Origin of the sequence: Duganella sacchari (genome assembly GCF_900143065.1) — a bacterium.
In the GTDB taxonomy this organism is placed as follows: domain Bacteria; phylum Pseudomonadota; class Gammaproteobacteria; order Burkholderiales; family Burkholderiaceae_D; genus Rugamonas; species Rugamonas sacchari.
In genome coordinates, this window is record NZ_FRCX01000001.1 from 193,334 (window position 1) to 208,378 (window position 15,045).

12 protein-coding genes are annotated in these 15,045 nt (G+C 62.6%); all 12 read right to left on the minus strand.

Going from position 1 to position 15,045, the window contains the following annotated elements; genetic code table 11:
• Positions 1–42: 42 nt before the first annotated feature.
• Entirely contained in the window at positions 43–789 is a 747-nt protein-coding gene (tpiA, locus tag BUA36_RS00955) for a triose-phosphate isomerase (protein ID WP_072780616.1), read from the minus strand.
• Positions 790–915: 126 nt separating this feature from the next.
• Positions 916–1,896, minus strand: a complete 981-nt coding sequence (locus BUA36_RS00960) for an NAD(P)H-quinone oxidoreductase (protein ID WP_072780618.1) — start codon at positions 1,894–1,896, stop codon at positions 916–918.
• Positions 1,897–1,941: 45 nt separating this feature from the next.
• Entirely contained in the window at positions 1,942–2,550 is a 609-nt protein-coding gene (locus BUA36_RS00965; RefSeq protein ID WP_072780619.1) for a tetratricopeptide repeat protein, read from the minus strand.
• Positions 2,551–2,575: 25 nt separating this feature from the next.
• On the minus strand, positions 2,576–3,340 hold the full coding sequence (locus BUA36_RS00970) for a GIN domain-containing protein (RefSeq protein ID WP_072780621.1): 765 nt from the start codon (positions 3,338–3,340) through the stop codon (positions 2,576–2,578).
• A gap of 154 nt (positions 3,341–3,494) precedes the next feature.
• Positions 3,495–5,954: a family 20 glycosylhydrolase gene (locus tag BUA36_RS00975; RefSeq protein WP_229255581.1), complete on the minus strand. Its 2,460-nt coding sequence runs from the start codon at positions 5,952–5,954 to the stop codon at positions 3,495–3,497.
• 8 nt (positions 5,955–5,962) lie between these two features.
• On the minus strand, positions 5,963–7,405 hold the full coding sequence (locus BUA36_RS00980) for an ATP-binding protein (RefSeq protein WP_072780624.1): 1,443 nt from the start codon (positions 7,403–7,405) through the stop codon (positions 5,963–5,965).
• Positions 7,398–8,105, minus strand: a complete 708-nt coding sequence (locus BUA36_RS00985) for a response regulator (protein WP_072780625.1) — start codon at positions 8,103–8,105, stop codon at positions 7,398–7,400. The genes BUA36_RS00980 and BUA36_RS00985 overlap by 8 nt, the downstream gene beginning before the upstream one ends.
• Positions 8,077–9,375, minus strand: coding sequence for an ABC transporter substrate-binding protein (locus tag BUA36_RS00990; RefSeq protein WP_229255582.1), 1,299 nt, complete (start codon positions 9,373–9,375; stop codon positions 8,077–8,079). The genes BUA36_RS00985 and BUA36_RS00990 overlap by 29 nt, the downstream gene beginning before the upstream one ends.
• A gap of 93 nt (positions 9,376–9,468) precedes the next feature.
• Positions 9,469–12,102 carry a TonB-dependent receptor gene (locus BUA36_RS00995; protein ID WP_072780627.1) on the minus strand — a complete coding sequence of 878 codons (2,634 nt, stop codon included), beginning with the start codon at positions 12,100–12,102 and terminating at the stop codon, positions 9,469–9,471.
• A 46-nt stretch (positions 12,103–12,148) separates the two neighbouring features.
• Positions 12,149–13,288 (minus strand): ABC transporter ATP-binding protein, encoded by a 1,140-nt coding sequence (locus tag BUA36_RS01000; RefSeq protein ID WP_072780628.1) that lies wholly within the window; start codon positions 13,286–13,288, stop codon positions 12,149–12,151.
• A gap of 12 nt (positions 13,289–13,300) precedes the next feature.
• Positions 13,301–14,119: a carbohydrate ABC transporter permease gene (locus BUA36_RS01005; RefSeq protein WP_072780630.1), complete on the minus strand. Its 819-nt coding sequence runs from the start codon at positions 14,117–14,119 to the stop codon at positions 13,301–13,303.
• Complete coding sequence (locus BUA36_RS01010; protein WP_072781529.1) at positions 14,116–15,030, minus strand: carbohydrate ABC transporter permease; 915 nt, start codon at positions 15,028–15,030, stop codon at positions 14,116–14,118. The genes BUA36_RS01005 and BUA36_RS01010 overlap by 4 nt, the downstream gene beginning before the upstream one ends.
• Positions 15,031–15,045: the final 15 nt, after the last annotated feature.

The following is a 15,045-nucleotide window of genomic DNA, read 5'->3' on the forward strand; positions in this document are numbered from 1 at the left end:
AAAAGTTTTGTATCGTTTTGTTTCTACCACATAAACAGTGCTTTAAACCGACTGAATAATCCCGAGAAAATCAGTCGCCTTTAATGCCGCACCGCCGATCAGGCCGCCGTCGATATCCGGCTGCGCCATCAATTCTGTTGCATTTTCCGGCTTCATGCTGCCGCCGTACAGGATCTGCACGGCGGTTGCCGCCTCGGCATGCTTGTTCGCCACACAGTCGCGCAGGAAGCGATGGGCGTCCTGGGCAATCTGCGGCGTTGCCGTCTTGCCGGTGCCAATCGCCCATACCGGTTCATACGCCAGCACCAGCTTGGCCACCTGCTCCGGCTGGACCGCGTCCAGCACAGCCTGCAGCTGGGCGCAGATCACCTGTTCCGTCTGCCCGGCTTCGCGCTGCTCCAGCGTCTCGCCCACGCACACCACTGGCGTCAGGCCAGCCTCCAATGCCGCCACGGCCTTCTGCGCCACCAGCTCACTGCTCTCGCCATGATACGCGCGGCGCTCGGAATGGCCGCACAACACATAGGTGGCGCCAAAGTCCAGCAGCATATCAGCTGACACTTCCCCCGTGTAGGCGCCGCTGGCGTGGGTGGACACATCCTGCGCACCCCACGCCACCGCCGTCCCTTCCAGCGCCGCCTGGCACTGCGCCAGATATGGCGCCGGCACGCACACCGCGCAGTCCGCGCCGAAATCGTTCAGACCGGCGACTATGCCGGACAACAATGCCGTATTGCCGGCGCGGTTGCCGTTCATTTTCCAGTTACCGATTACGAGTTTGCGACGCATAGCTGACCTAAAGGTTAATAAGCCCGCCATTTTACCGCGCCCAAAAAGGCAGGGTCAAACAGGCAAAGCGAATCCCCGGCTAGCGAAAACCGTAAATTTACTACGCATTTTACAACGAATTGCCTCTCAAATCACCTGCAACATGATTTTTCCGACGTGCGAACTGCTCTCCATGAGCGCATGCGCGGCGGCGGCCTGTTCCAGCGGGAAGACGGTGTGGATGATGGGCTTGACCTTGCGCTCGGCCATCATCGGCCACACCTTTTCCTTGAGCTTGCGCGCGATCGCGCCCTTGAATTCCGCCGAGCGCGGACGCAGCGTGGAACCGGTCACGGTGAGGCGCCGGCGCAGCACCTGGCCCATGTCCAGCGTGGCCTTGCCGCCGCCCAGCGTGGCGATGATGGAAATACGGCCGTCATCGGCCAGACATGCGATCTCCCGGGGCAAATAGTCCCCTGCCACCATGTCCAGGATGACGTCCACGCCACGGTCATTGGTGAGCGATTTGACCACGGCCGCGAAGTCCTCGGTCTTGTAGTTGATGCCGCGTTCGGCACCCAGTTTCATGCACGCCGCGACCTTGTCGTCACTGCCCGCCGTGGCGAACACGCGGTGCCCCATGACCGAGGCCAGCTGGATCGCCGTGACGCCAATGCCGGAGCTGCCGCCCTGTACCAATAAGGTCTCGCCGGCACTCAAATGGGCACGGTCAAACACATTGCTCCAGACTGTGAAGTAATTTTCCGGAATGGAGGCCGCTTCCAGCATCGACCACCCTTTTGGTACCGGTAACACTTGCTGTACGGGCGCAACAACATACTCGGCATAACCGCCGCCTTGCACCAAAGCGCAGACATGGTCGCCAATATCGAGGGTGGTATAGTCGAGATCGCCGTCGACAATTTCGCCGGCCACTTCCAGGCCCGGGATGTCGGATGCGCCCGGCGGCGGCGCGTAATTGCCCATGCGCTGGAACACGTCGGGGCGGTTGACGCCGGCCGCATGCACCTTGATCAGCACCTCGCCCGCCTTGACGACAGGCATGGGGCGTTCGCACAGTTTCAGGACATCGGCCGGGCCAGGTTGGGTAATTTCAATTGCACGCATGTCTCGCCCTTTACAAAGAAAGGGCGATTTTACGCCAGGCGCGAATTAGCCGCCGCCCGTCCGCGACTTCTGCGGCAGCGGTGTGTTCGGCTTCCAGGCCGACGACAGGGCCTGCCCTTCCTCGATCTGCTCCGGCGTCATGATGCGTACCACGGCCGTACGCTGCTCGGCCGCGTTCATCGAACCATTGGCGGCCGCCAGATTCCACAGCATGTAGGCAATCACATTATCCTGCGGCATGCCGCCGATGTGATAGCGGTACATGAGGCCGAGCGCCTGCTGCGCGTCCGGGTGGCCCTGCTCGGCCGCCTTGCGGAACCACGCCACGGCCTGCTTGTGATCCTGGATCACCGCATTGCCCGTGTAATACATGGCGCCCACCACATACTGCGCGTCCGCCTTGCCCTTGAGCGCCGCCTTGCGGTGCCACTCCAGCGCCGTCTTGTAGTCCTGCGGCACGCCGCGGCCCATGTAATACATCAGGCCCAGCAGATGCTCGGCATCGGCGTTGCCGGCTTGCGCCAGCGGCCGTATCTCTTTTAATGCCACCGCGTAGTTCTTGCTGTTGTACGCAGTCGCCCCTTCGGCGAATCCAGCCATGGCGGCCTGTTGCAGGCCCAGCGCCATGGCGATCGCTAGTATGAATTTTTTCATATCGCGTTATATTTTGTAGGTATGTTTATTTCCAGCTGACCTTGCCCAAACCGTCGACGCTGACGTTGCGGTTCAATGGCTTGCCATAGACAATGACCGATCCCAGGCCGCTCAGGTTCAGCGTTGCATTCGTTTTGGCGTTGACGGTGGCGTTGCCCAGGCCGCTCAGCTCGACATTGACGGAGTCCGCCTGAAACTGCTGCGCATTGAGACCACCGACCCCGCCCAGATCCGCCTTGAGCAACTTGCTGCGCCCGCCCAGCGTGATGTAGCCGGCGCCACGCAAATCCAGGTCAGTACGGTCGTTTTCGCTGACCCACAGATTCATGCTGCCCACGCCGCCCAGATTGGCCTTGACCACGCGGTAATCGCACACCACCTTCATGCTGCCGGCGCCATCCATCGTCAACTCCAGTTCCTCGCCGCTGAAGCCATTGATCTCGGTCGAGCCCACGCCTTCCGACACCACCTCGCGCAGCATCGGCAGCACCAGTTCGGCGCGCGTGGCGCCACGGCCGATCTTGATGCCGCGCCCTTCGGTTTCGAGATGCAAGGTGTCGCCGCTTTGCGACGCCATCAGCTTGTCCAGGTAGCGCTTTTCGCCGATCAGGCGCAGCGAGGGCACATCGCCTTGCCGCAACTTCAGGTCGACGACGCCGTCCAGCTTGACGCGGACCACGCGGGCGTCAATGGTGACCACGCGCGTTTCAGTGTCGTCGGCGGCGTCGGCGCGGCCAAACAGGGCACAGAAAGCGGCAAACAGCAGGCCAAATTGGAAAAGCTTCTTCATGGGGGAAATCCTCGGATGTTGTTACAGCAATCATACCTAAAGCCAGTCGCCGGCCAGCCCGGGATTGCGACGAACTGCACAAAACGGCGACTGGACGACAAAAAGGCAGGAACGGAAGTCAAACCCGTCACTCCCGCGAAAGCGGGAGCGGCGGCTATCGGTTGACGATGCGGGCGACCAGGCCGGAGCGGCCGTTGCGGTCAAAGGCGGCGGCCTGGATCACGCCCCTGGCGCTGATCGGCCCGGTGACGGCCTTGCTCTGCACCGTCGGCACGCTGCCGTCGGTGGTATAACGCAGGGTCAGGCCCGGCAGGATGTGGTTGACCAGCACCTTGCCGCCCTCCACCACCATGCCTGGCGGCGCAATGCGGTACTGGACGTCGCCGCGCTCCAGGTCCAGGCGCGGCAACACCCGCTGCCCCAGCACATTCACAAAACCGGACCATGCCGCCCGGTGCGAGGCGGCCGCCAGCGCCGGATCCGGCGCCCAGGCCCGCTCCGCCACCGCCAGCAGGCGCGGCATCATGAGGTAGTCGAGACGGCCGACATCGCGGATGGTTTCCGAGAACAGCGTCGCCTCGATGCCGCGTATATGACGGCGGCCGGCATCGGTCAGTGCCGGGCCGTAGGGCTGGAAATCAAACACCGTGTCCAGGTCCACATAAGCGCCCCAGTTGACGCCCGGCTCCTCGGGATTGGGGTTGGTCGCCATGTCCAGATACATATTGGTCACCGGCGCCAGCACGATGTCGTAGCCGGCATTGGCCAGGCGGTAGGCGAAGTCCTCGTTGCCCGGCGTGTTATTCCACACATACAGGCTGAAACCACGCTGGGTGAAGCGCGGATTCGGCAACTGCTGCGCGCCGTCCTGCGCCGAGCGGCGCGCGCCCATCTCTTCCCAGCCGGAGGCGAACATGCCATGCTTGCGCAGGATGCCGTCCACGCGGTTGTAGAAGTAGTCCCACAAGTCGGCGGTGCTGGCCAGCTTTTCGCGCTGCATCAGCGCCTGGCTCACGGGCGAACGCTCCCACGCGCCATGCGGCAGCTCGTCGCCGCCCATATGCATGGTCTTCAGCGGCACGCCCGCCTCGCGGTGCAGCGCGGCGACCTGCGCCACCACCTGCTCGACAAACGCGTAGCTCGACTCCAGGCCGGGGTTGAGCACATGGTCGGTGTATTCCTGCGGCGAGCGGTACACCGAGCGGTCGTCGAAGTCGTTCAGCAGATACTTGTCCGCGCCCTCCTCGCCCGCTGCCTGCATGCGGTGATAGCGCGCTTCCATGGCCTTGACGGCGGCACGCGCATGGCCCGGCATTTCGATTTCCGGTATCACCTCGATGTGGCGCGCGGCGGCATAGCGCAGGATTTCGACGTAGTCGGCACGCGTGTAATAGCCGCTGCCATGCAGATCATCGGCGCGCGGGCCGGAGCCATAGGTCGGCGGTAGGCGCTGGCCTTCTTTGGTGCTATGGCCGCGCACCGCGCCGATTGAGGTCAGTTCCGGCAGGCCGGCAATCTCCAGACGCCAGCCTTCGTCGTCGGTCAGGTGGAAGTGCAGCTTGTTGAGTTTATAGGCCGCCATCAGGTCCAGCGTCTTCAGCACTACCGCCTTGGGCTGGAAGTTACGCGCCACGTCCAGCTGGAAGCCGCGATAGGCGAAACGTGGCGCATCGATGACATCCAGCTCAGGCAAATCGATTTGCGCCGCATTCGACGGCAGCGGCAGCAGGTCGTGCAGCGACTGCAGACCACGCGCCACGCCAGCAGCGGTGTTGCCGACGATGTTGATGCCATCATCGCTGCTCACCGTCAGCTCATAGGCTTCCGGCGACGACTGTCCGTCCACCATGCCGATGCGCAGACGCAGCGGCACCGGTGTGCGCGAAGCATCGCCCTGCGGCAGATAGCGCGCAAACAGCTCGCGCGCATAGGCTGTTTCGTATTGCAGGCCGGGACCGGAAATCACTTGCGGCGCACGCGCCAGCTGCACGCGGCCGCTGCCCGCTTTCAGCTCCAGCGGCGTCGGAAACACCGGTGGCAGTGCGCTGAACGGCAGCACCTCCGCGCGCGCGTTGCGGCGGTAGGTTTCCTGCACCGTCACCAGGTCATGCCGGCCAGCGGGCCGTTTCAGCTGCTCCGGGCGCGTCGGCAGCTGCTGCTGGAAGTCCGTGATGGCGTAAGCGACGTCCGGCGCCGCATCAAACACCAGGTACGGCCCGACCGGCGCGCGCGACATGGTGGTCAACATGCTCGGATAGTAGTAGTCCACATTCAGCGTGCGGCCTGCCGGCAGGCCCTTGAAGCCAGCCGTGGGGCGCACACGGAACAAGCTGCCGCCGACCACCTGCTCCAGTTGCAGATTGCCAGCCAGCGGCCCGGTGACCACGCCATCCATGCAGTTGAAGTACAGCGACCAGCCCTTGGCCGGCAGCGGCTGGCCGCGCGTGGCCGTCATGCTCAGGCGTGCCTTGGTACGGCCGCGGCCATCCGCGGTGGGGAATTCATTGCGCAGCACTTCCCAGCGCATCTTCAGCGGCTCCGTCGCTGGCGCGGCTTGCGCACCAAAAGCCAGCGCCAGCGCGCAGGCAGCAACGGTTTTTGTCATCAGTTTCATTGTCTCTCTCATACGGGCAAACGGATGGTGGCGTTCAAGCCGCCCTCCGGGTGATTCTCCAATATCAGTTGGCCGCCATGCGCCTCGATCACACCGCGCGCGATGCCGAGGCCCAGGCCCATGCCATTGTCATTCTGTTCGCGGCCATGCTCCAGCCGCACGTAAGGGTCGAACAGGCTGGCCAGCGCATCTTCCGGCACGCCCGGTCCATGGTCGCGCACCGCGATGGTCACGGCGTCCGTTTCTGCGCGGATGCGGATTTCGGCGCGCTTGCCATAGTACAGCGCATTGTCCAGCAGGTTGCCGATCGCGCGTTTCAGCGCCAGCGGCTTGGCGCGCACCGACAGTCCCGCTTCCTCATAGCCCACCTCATGCCCCGCCAGCCGTGCACTGCGCACCAGGCGGCCCAGCAGTGCATCCAGTTTCACTTCGGCCGGGTTCTCGTGGATATCGCTGTCCTTCACGCATTGCAGCGCGCCTTTCACCATCATATCCAATTCGTCGAGGTCTTCTTCAAACTCATTACGCAAGGCCTCATCGTCCAGCAGTTCCGAGCGCAGCTTGAGGCGCGTGATCGGCGTACGCAGGTCGTGCGAGATGGAGATGAACAGGCGCTCGCGGTCCTCGATGTAGCGCTGTATGCGCTCGCGCATGGCACTGAACGCGCGCGCGGTGTTGATGAATTCGCGGCTGCCCGTCTCCGGCAGCGGTGGCGCGTGCTCACCCTGGCCGAAAGCGCCGGCGGCATCGGACAGCGCAGCCAGCGGCCGGGTAATCCAGCGCACCACCAATAGGCACAGCAGCAGCACCGCCGCCAGCGACAGGCCTTGCAGCGCCAGGCGGTCCCAGGCCCATGGATCATTCGCGCTCAGGAAATAAGGATTCGGCATCAGCGCCGCCATGTACAGCCAGTTGCCCGGTTCAAGTTCGGTCTGGATCACCAGGATCGGCGCCGGTGCGGGCTGCACCAGAAGGATGTGCTGCACCCACGCATCCGGCAGGTCGTTGAGGTGCACGCCTTCCGACACTTCCAGTTCCTCCGGCCAGGCAAACGCCAGATGAAAACCCGGCGAATGCGGCAGGTCGCGTTTGAGCGTGGCGCCGACGGTGGCCTTGACGCTGTCCGCCAGCGACTGCGGCGCCATCTCCTTCACCGGCACATATTCGTGATTGAGGTTGACGAAGAAGCGCGTGCCCCCCATTTCGCGCATCTGCTGGATAATCAGCACGCGGTAGCTGAGCGGCAGGCTGCGGTAAAAACGGATCGCGGCAGCGGCGCTATGCGCCACATACTGAGCGGCGGATTGCGCCTCCACCTGCGATTTGGCGCGCAGCTGCCCGGCCCAGATGGCGTTGGCCGCCAGCTGCGTCACCAGCAGGCCGGCCACCATCACCAGCGTCAAACGGCCCAGCAGCGATGCGGGCCACAGGCGCTTGAGCCGTTCAAGCATGAGAGACGTTCACTTCGGCCGAGAACACATAGCCCGCGCCGCGCACCGTCTTGATTAATGCCGGCTGCTTGCCATCGTCGTTGAGGCGCACACGCAGGCGGCTGATCTGCACATCCAGCGAACGGTCCAGCGGGCCGGAGTCGCGGCCGCGCGTCTCCTCGCACAGCACGCTGCGGTCGAGGATCACGCCTGCGTGTTCGACAAAATACTTCAGCAGCTGGAAGTCCAGGCCCGTCAACGCCAGTGGCGTGCCGGCGCTATCGGTGACCTTGCGTTCCTTGAGGTCCAGCGTAAAACCGACAAAGCGGTAGTAGCGGATGGCCGGCGTCTCCACGGCCGTGCGGCGCAGGATGGCCTTGATGCGGGCCAGCAGTTCGCGCGGGCTGTATGGCTTGGCGATGTAGTCGTCCGCGCCCAGTTCCAGGCCGACGATACGGTCCGTCTCGTCGGAGCTGGCCGTCAGCATGATGATGGGGACGTTGGAGCGCTGGCGCACCTGCTTGCACAGCGCGAAGCCGTCCGTATCCGGCAGCATCACATCCAGGATCACCAGCGACAGCTGGTCCACGTGCGTCTGCAGCTCGGCCAGGAAGCTTTCGCCGTTATGCGACAGCACCACCTCGTACTGGTTCTTCTCCAGATAGGTTTTGAGCAGGACACGGGTTTTTTGGTCATCGTCTACGATCAGTATCTTGCGCACCGTATGCTCCTTGGCTTCTCAGGTTAAACAAGCGGAATAACACGCCCAGGCGGCGTTGCGCCTCGGCCGGTGTGGTCCGGTCGTCCAGAAAATAGCGCTGGATTTCGGCGATGATGGCGTCGCGGCTGGCTTCATCGGTCGCCATGCGGTGCACCAGGCTGGGCGCCTGCACCGCCGCGCCCAGCGCGAACGTGGTCCACGAGGCGCGCGCGCAGCTGTCCATGCGTGCCGGATCGGCGTCACGCCGTACCGGCACCGATCCCTTGAGCGTGTTGTATTCCACCTGCACCGGCGGCGATACCAGCAGCCGCGCCATTTTTTCCTGCGCGGCCATGTGGCGGTAATCGCCCGCAAACATGGTGAAGCTGTCAACGCTGTACAGGTGATACTTCGCTGTCCCCGGCGCCACGCCGCAGGCGAAGTCCTCGTCCAGCGTCATGCCCAGGTCGCGCAGCTCGGGTTTGGCCCAGTCGCCCATCATCATCATGGCCGCTTCGCGCCTGGCGAACTGGCGGGCCACATCCGGCCACGAACGCTCATCGATCTGGCCATTGGCCCAGCCCTTGATGGTGCGCAAGCGCTGCAAGGCTTCGGCGGTACGCTTGTCCGCAGCAGCGGCTGGGTCGCGCCTGACGAACAGCTGGCGATAGAATTCCGGCCCGCTCTCGGCCAGCACCAGGTTTTCGAACAGCGCCGCCACCTGCCAGGCCTCGCTACTTTGTGCCAATGGCACAACACCTGCGGCCTTGAGCTTCTGTGCCGCCGCCTCAAACTCCTCCCAGCTTTGCGGCGGCGCGATCTTCAACTGGGCGAATAGCTGGCGATTGTAGAACAGGGTATTGACGCGATGGATGCCCACTGGCGCCGCCACCACGTGCTTGCGGTGCGTAATCAGTGTCTGTATGGTCGGGAACAGCGTGGTATTCCAGTTGCCGCTGCTGGCCACATTGTCGATTTCCAGCAGCAGGCCGAGGTCCGCCCACTCAGCGATGGAGACGCCGATCATCTGCGACACTTCGGGCGCATCGCCCGCCAGCACGCGGCTCTTGAGCACCTTGCCGGCGCCCAGCCCGGCGCCGCCGGGGATGGCGGCATCCTTCCATTCGATGCCCTCGTCGGCCGCACGCGCGGCCAGCGCGTTGGCTGCCTTGCGCTCCGACGGCGACGTCCACCAGTGCAGTACCTGCAAAGTCGCCGCCGCCTGCGCAGACTGCGCCAACAAGCAGGCGGCCAGCAGGCCGCAGATGGAACGAAGATGTAACCGGATCACACAGCATCCCAAACGGAAATAATGACACGATTGTAATAGAAAAAAGCCCGACGCCAAACAGGCAATCGGGCTTGTGTCAAAACGAAAGCGTTATCAGAACTTGGCTTTCAGACCAAGGCTGTAACGTGCACCATTTTCATACACGCCGACTGGCAGACCGTCGGTGGTATTGGTGCGGATGACTTCATTACCGATGTTCACCGCCGTCAGGTACAGCGACAGTTTCGGCGTGATGTCCCAGCTGGCCGACGCATCCCACTGGCCATAGGCGCTGGTGACGTCCTGGCCACCTTCATCCAGCGCGCCGTACGACTTGGAGCGGTAGTTGTAGGACAGGCGTGCGCTGTAGCCGTTCTTCTCCCAGAAGCCGGTGATATTGGCCTGGTTGCGCGAGTTGCCGATCACATTCAGTTTGCGGCCGGCAGCGTTGGCGCCGGTTTTCGCATCGGTGAAGGTGTAGTTGACGATGGCGCCGAAGCCACTGCTGAAGGCCTGCTGCCACTGGATTTCCAGGCCGTTGACGGTGGCGCCGTTGCCGGCGTTGTAAGGACGCGTCACCGACCGCGATACACCGGCCACATTCTCGGTCGCGGTCTGCGTGTAGATGAAGGTGTCCAGCTTTTTGGCAAACAGCGTGGCGGACAGCAGCGACGCATCGGCGTAGTACCACTCGGTGCCGATCTCCGCCTGGTTGGCGTGGAAAGGCTTGAGCAGCGGATTGCCGGCGGTGGCCGCGTTGGTGGTGCCGCTGACTTCCGTACTGGCGCTCAGATCGCTGTAGGTGTTACGCGCCATCACCCGTGCCACGGCGCCGCGTATCAGCAGGTCCTTGCTGACGTTGTAGACCGCGTTCAGGTTAGGCAGCACGTCGGTATAGCTGCGCGACACGCTACCCAGTGCGTAATTGCCATTGCCGGTCAGGTCCTGGTAGGCCTCGGAAGTCTGGTCGGTCTTGACAACGCGGGCGCCAAAGTCGCCGCGCCATTGGCCGGTAGCGAAGTCCGCACGCACATAGGTGGCGTAGATTTTTTCCTTGATCTTGTAGTACTCGCCCTTGGCTTCCGCATACACCATGGCCTTGTCATACATCGGGAAACCTTTGGAATAGGCCAGGCCATCATCCACCCATGCGTACTGCGTCAGCGAACCGGCGTTGGCCGCTTCCTGGCTCAGGAGCGGCGATGGACCTTTGGACAAGTCGGCCAGCGAGAACGACTGCCAGCCAGGGCTGCCCGGACCAGCGGTGCCGATGATGCGGTGATTCTGCACCGTGGTATCGCGGAACTTGGCGCCAACCTTGATCGACTTGAAGAAATCACCGTTCAGGTCCAGCGTCAGATCACCCTGTGCGTAGTTCTCCTTGGTCTCCATGCGGCGCACCCAGTCACGCGCGCTTTGCAGCGTGAGCTTGGTCGGGTCCAGCGGGCTCATATCGAGGTATTTGACTTCGTAGGTGTCCGGCGCGATGTTGAAGGTGGTGCGGGTGTTACCGACGAACCAGAAGTTGCGGTCATGGTCGCTGCCGCCGGAGCCTTTGGTGGTGCCGGCCTGGCCGTGGAATTTCCAGTTGTCGCCATCGTAGGTGCCTTCCAGGTCCAGCACTTCCGACTTGATGTAGGACTGGCGGAAGATAGGCTCGAACGATACGCCGCCGGTCGGGCCGACGGTGCCGCCCACCAGCGCCTTGGTACCGTCCGAGGTGGTGATGAACTTCGGATTGGTGACCTGGATATTGCCCTTGGCATCGGCCAGGCCACCTGCTTCCCACAGGTAGTTCTGGTTGCTGTTGTCCATGCTCATGTCCGAGTTCATGTAGTTCAGCGTGATGTCGGTATTGACGTTCGGGCGCGCCTGCAAGGTCAGGTTGCCGGTGGTGCGCTCGCGGTCCTGGCGGAAGATGGCCGAGCCGCCGCCCCACGAGGCGTAGGCGCCCGGCGTGACTGCGCCATTCTGGTCAACGATGTTGTACTTGGTCGAGTCGGTGAAGTTTTCCAGGCCGTCGCGGCGCATGGTGCGTTTCTGTTTGCTGATGGCCAGCAGCGCGCCGAAGGTTTTCTCGTCATTGGTCCAGCTGATCAGGCCAGACAGCTGCGGGTCGGTTTTCTTCGGCAGTTCGCTGTAGGTCGCTTCCACCGATGCCTGCGCTACAAAGGACTTGAGCTGGAATGGCTTGCGGGTCTTCACGTTGACCAGGCCACCGATCGAACCTTCGTCCAGGTCCGCCGATGGGCTCTTGTAGACGTCAATGCTGCCCACCAGTTCCGACGCCAGGATGTCGTAGTTGAAGCCGCGGCTTTGCGAGTCGTTCTTCCACCAGTAACCGGAGGCCACGGCCTGGCCGTTCAGCTGCGTGAGGTTGAGGTTCTTGTCGGTACCGCGCACGAAAATGTCGCGGCCTTCACCCCAGGTGCGGTCCACCGAAATGCCCGGCACGCGTTGCAGCGAATCGGCCACGTTCTTGTCCGGGAACTTGCCCACTTCTTCCGCCGTGACGGTGTCGATCACATTGCCGGAGTCGCGCTTCTCGGCCAGGTTGCGCTTCAGGCGTTCGCGGATGCCGCGCACTTCCACGGTATTGGCGTCTGCAGCCGGTACGGCGTCGCTGGCTTGCGCTTGCGCGTCAACCGCGACAGGTTCTGCCGCGTGGCCGTATGCGGCAAAGCCACCGCTCATGGCCAACGCGATTACGTGAGGTAGTATTTTTTTCTTGAGTACCGGCTTGTTCATCAACTTCTCCCTGTTTTTATTAAAAAGTAAAAAAGCTCCTGTGATATCAGGCGCTGCGCACCAAGCCGCGCGGCGCCGATACCATATTTCCGGGGCGCAGGCGCCGCCGCGCCTGGCCCTTTTCGTCAAACACGTGGAAGGCAGTACTTTCGGCCGAGAAGGTAATGCACTGTCCCGGCGCGACATGGCGTTCGCCATCCCCGCGTATTACTACGTCCTCCCTGCCCTCGTGGCTGACGTAGAGGTAATTGGCTTCGCCCAGGTGTTCGACCACACTGACCTCGCCGGTGAAAACTTCCGAACCGCTGCGCGATTCGCTGATGTGCTCCGCGCGCAGGCCCAGCGTGATGCTGTCCCCGGCGCGCAAACCGCTGCCGTCCACTGCGGCGCGTATGGTTTCGCCGCTGTTCAGCAGTGCCGTGACACCGTGGGCATGGGCGTCAACGACGGTAGCGGCCAGGAAGTTCATCCTGGGCGAACCGATGAAGCCCGCCACAAACAGGTTGCGCGGCTGCTGGTACAGGTCCAGCGGCGTGCCGGCCTGCTGGATATGCCCTTCATGCATGACGACGATCTTGTCGCCCAAGGTCATGGCTTCCACCTGGTCGTGCGTGACGTAGACAATGGTGGCATCCAGCTGACGATGCAGCTTGGCGATCTCCAGGCGCGTTTGCACGCGCAGTGCGGCATCCAGGTTGGACAGCGGTTCATCAAACAGGAACAGCTGCGGTTCTCGCACGATGGCCCGGCCGATGGCGACACGCTGACGCTGGCCACCGGACAGCTCGCGCGGCAGGCGCTCCAGCAGATGGTCGATCTTGAGGATCGCCGCCGCTTCACCGATACGCTGCTTGATGGCTGCCTTGTCCTTGCCGGCCACCTTGAGTCCAAAGGCCATGTTCTGGTACACCGTCATGTGCGGATACAGCGCGTAGCTCTGAAACACCATGGCGATGCCGCGCTCTGCGGGCGGCAGTTGATTGACGACACGGTCGCCGATCTTCATGGTGCCGCTGGTGATGTTCTCCAGTCCACACAACATGCGCAGCAGCGTGGATTTGCCACAGCCGGAAGGGCCGACCAGCACCACGAACTCGCCATGCGCAATCTCCAGGTCGATGCCGGCCAGGACGTCGGTCTTGCCATCATACGATTTGCGCAGCTCTTGTAAACTTACACCTGCCATTGAGGCCTCTCCTTATTTCACAGCGCCAGCCGTCAGGCCGCGTATCAATTGGCGCGAGAACAGCGCATACAGAATCAGCATCGGAATCACCGCCAGCGACAGCGCAGCCAGTACCGAGTTCCAGTCCGTGACGTACTGGCCGATAAACTGCTGCACGCCCAGCGTCACCGTCTTGGTGCGGTCGGACGGCGCCAGGATCAGCGGGAACCACAGGTCATTCCAGGCCGGGATCATGGTGAACACCGCCACCGTGGCCATCGCCGGACGGATCAGCGGCAGCACCACCTTGAAGAAGATGCTGACCTCACCGACGCCATCGCAACGCGCAGCATCCTTGAGCTCCGTCGGTACTTGCCGCATGAACTCGGACAAGATCATCACCGCCAGCGGCAGTCCCTGCGCCGTGTACACCAGCACCAGCGCCGTCAGCGTATTGACCAGATCCAGCTTGACCATCAGCTCCAGTATCGACACGGTGCCGAGGCGAATCGGGATCATGATGCCCAGCGCCAGGAACAGCGTCAGCACGCGGTTGCCCATGAAGCGGTACTCCGACAGCGCCCACGCCGCCATGGCGCCAAACAGCAGGATGCAGAACAGCGCAGCCAGCGTCACCAACAGGCTGTTGCCGAAGTAAAGCAGGAAGTTGGTGCTGGCCAGGACCTTCTGGAAGCCGATGAAGGTCAGCGACTCCATGGTCGGCAGCGCCAGCGGATCGTCAAAAATCGCTTCAAGCGTCTTGACCGAATTAATCAGGATCAGCGCAATCGGGAACAGCGCCAGCACCGTGTACGCCATCAGGGCGCCATGCACCATCAGACGGTTCTTCATAGCGCAAACCTCGTCAGACGGCGCTGTACGCCGACAAAGTACACGCCGACACCGGCCAGTATCACAAGGAACATCAGCGTCGCCACCGCAGAACCCAGATAGGCATTGCCTACCTGCGCCTGATAGCCAAAGAACGTGCGGTAGAACAGCGTACCCAGAATATCGGTGGAATAATTCGGCCCGGCCAGCGCGCCCTTGATCGAGTAAATCAGGTCAAACGCATTGAAGTTTGCGACAAAGGTGAGGATGGTGACGAGGCCCAGCGTCGGGTAGATCAGCGGCAGCTTGATCTGCCAGAAAATACGCATGGCACTGGCGCCTTCCACGTGGGCAGCTTCGACGATTTCATCCGGTACGGCCAGCAGCGCCGCGTAAATCAGCATCATCGGCATGCCGATGTACTGCCACACGGAGACCATGGAAATCGCCGTCAGCGCAGTCTCCTCTTCGCCCAGCCACGGCACGAAGAAATCGGCCAGGCCGGCAAAGCCCATCAGCTTTTCACCCACACCCCACAGCGGCGACAGGATAAGTTGCCAGATGAAGCCGATGATGACCACCGACAGCAGCGTCGGCAAAAAGATCAGCGTGCGGTAAGTGCGCGCACCACGCAGCCCTTTGAGGCTGAATAAGGTCGCCAGCAGCAGGCCGACCGGATTTTGCAGCAGCATGTGGACGCAGAAGAATTTGGCGTTGTTGGCTATCGCGTTCCAGAAACCGGCCGACCAGTCGGGGTCCAGCAGCACCGTGCGGAAATTCTCCAGGCCGACAAAGGACGCGCTGCCACCATCATCGGCGCTGAAGAATCCCTGTCCCAGCGTCTGCACCAGCGGCAGCGCGCTGAACACACCGTAGACGATCAACGCCGGCGCCAGAAACAGCAGCAACTGCCAGGGCCGCACCGTATTCACCACATGCTTCAAGAC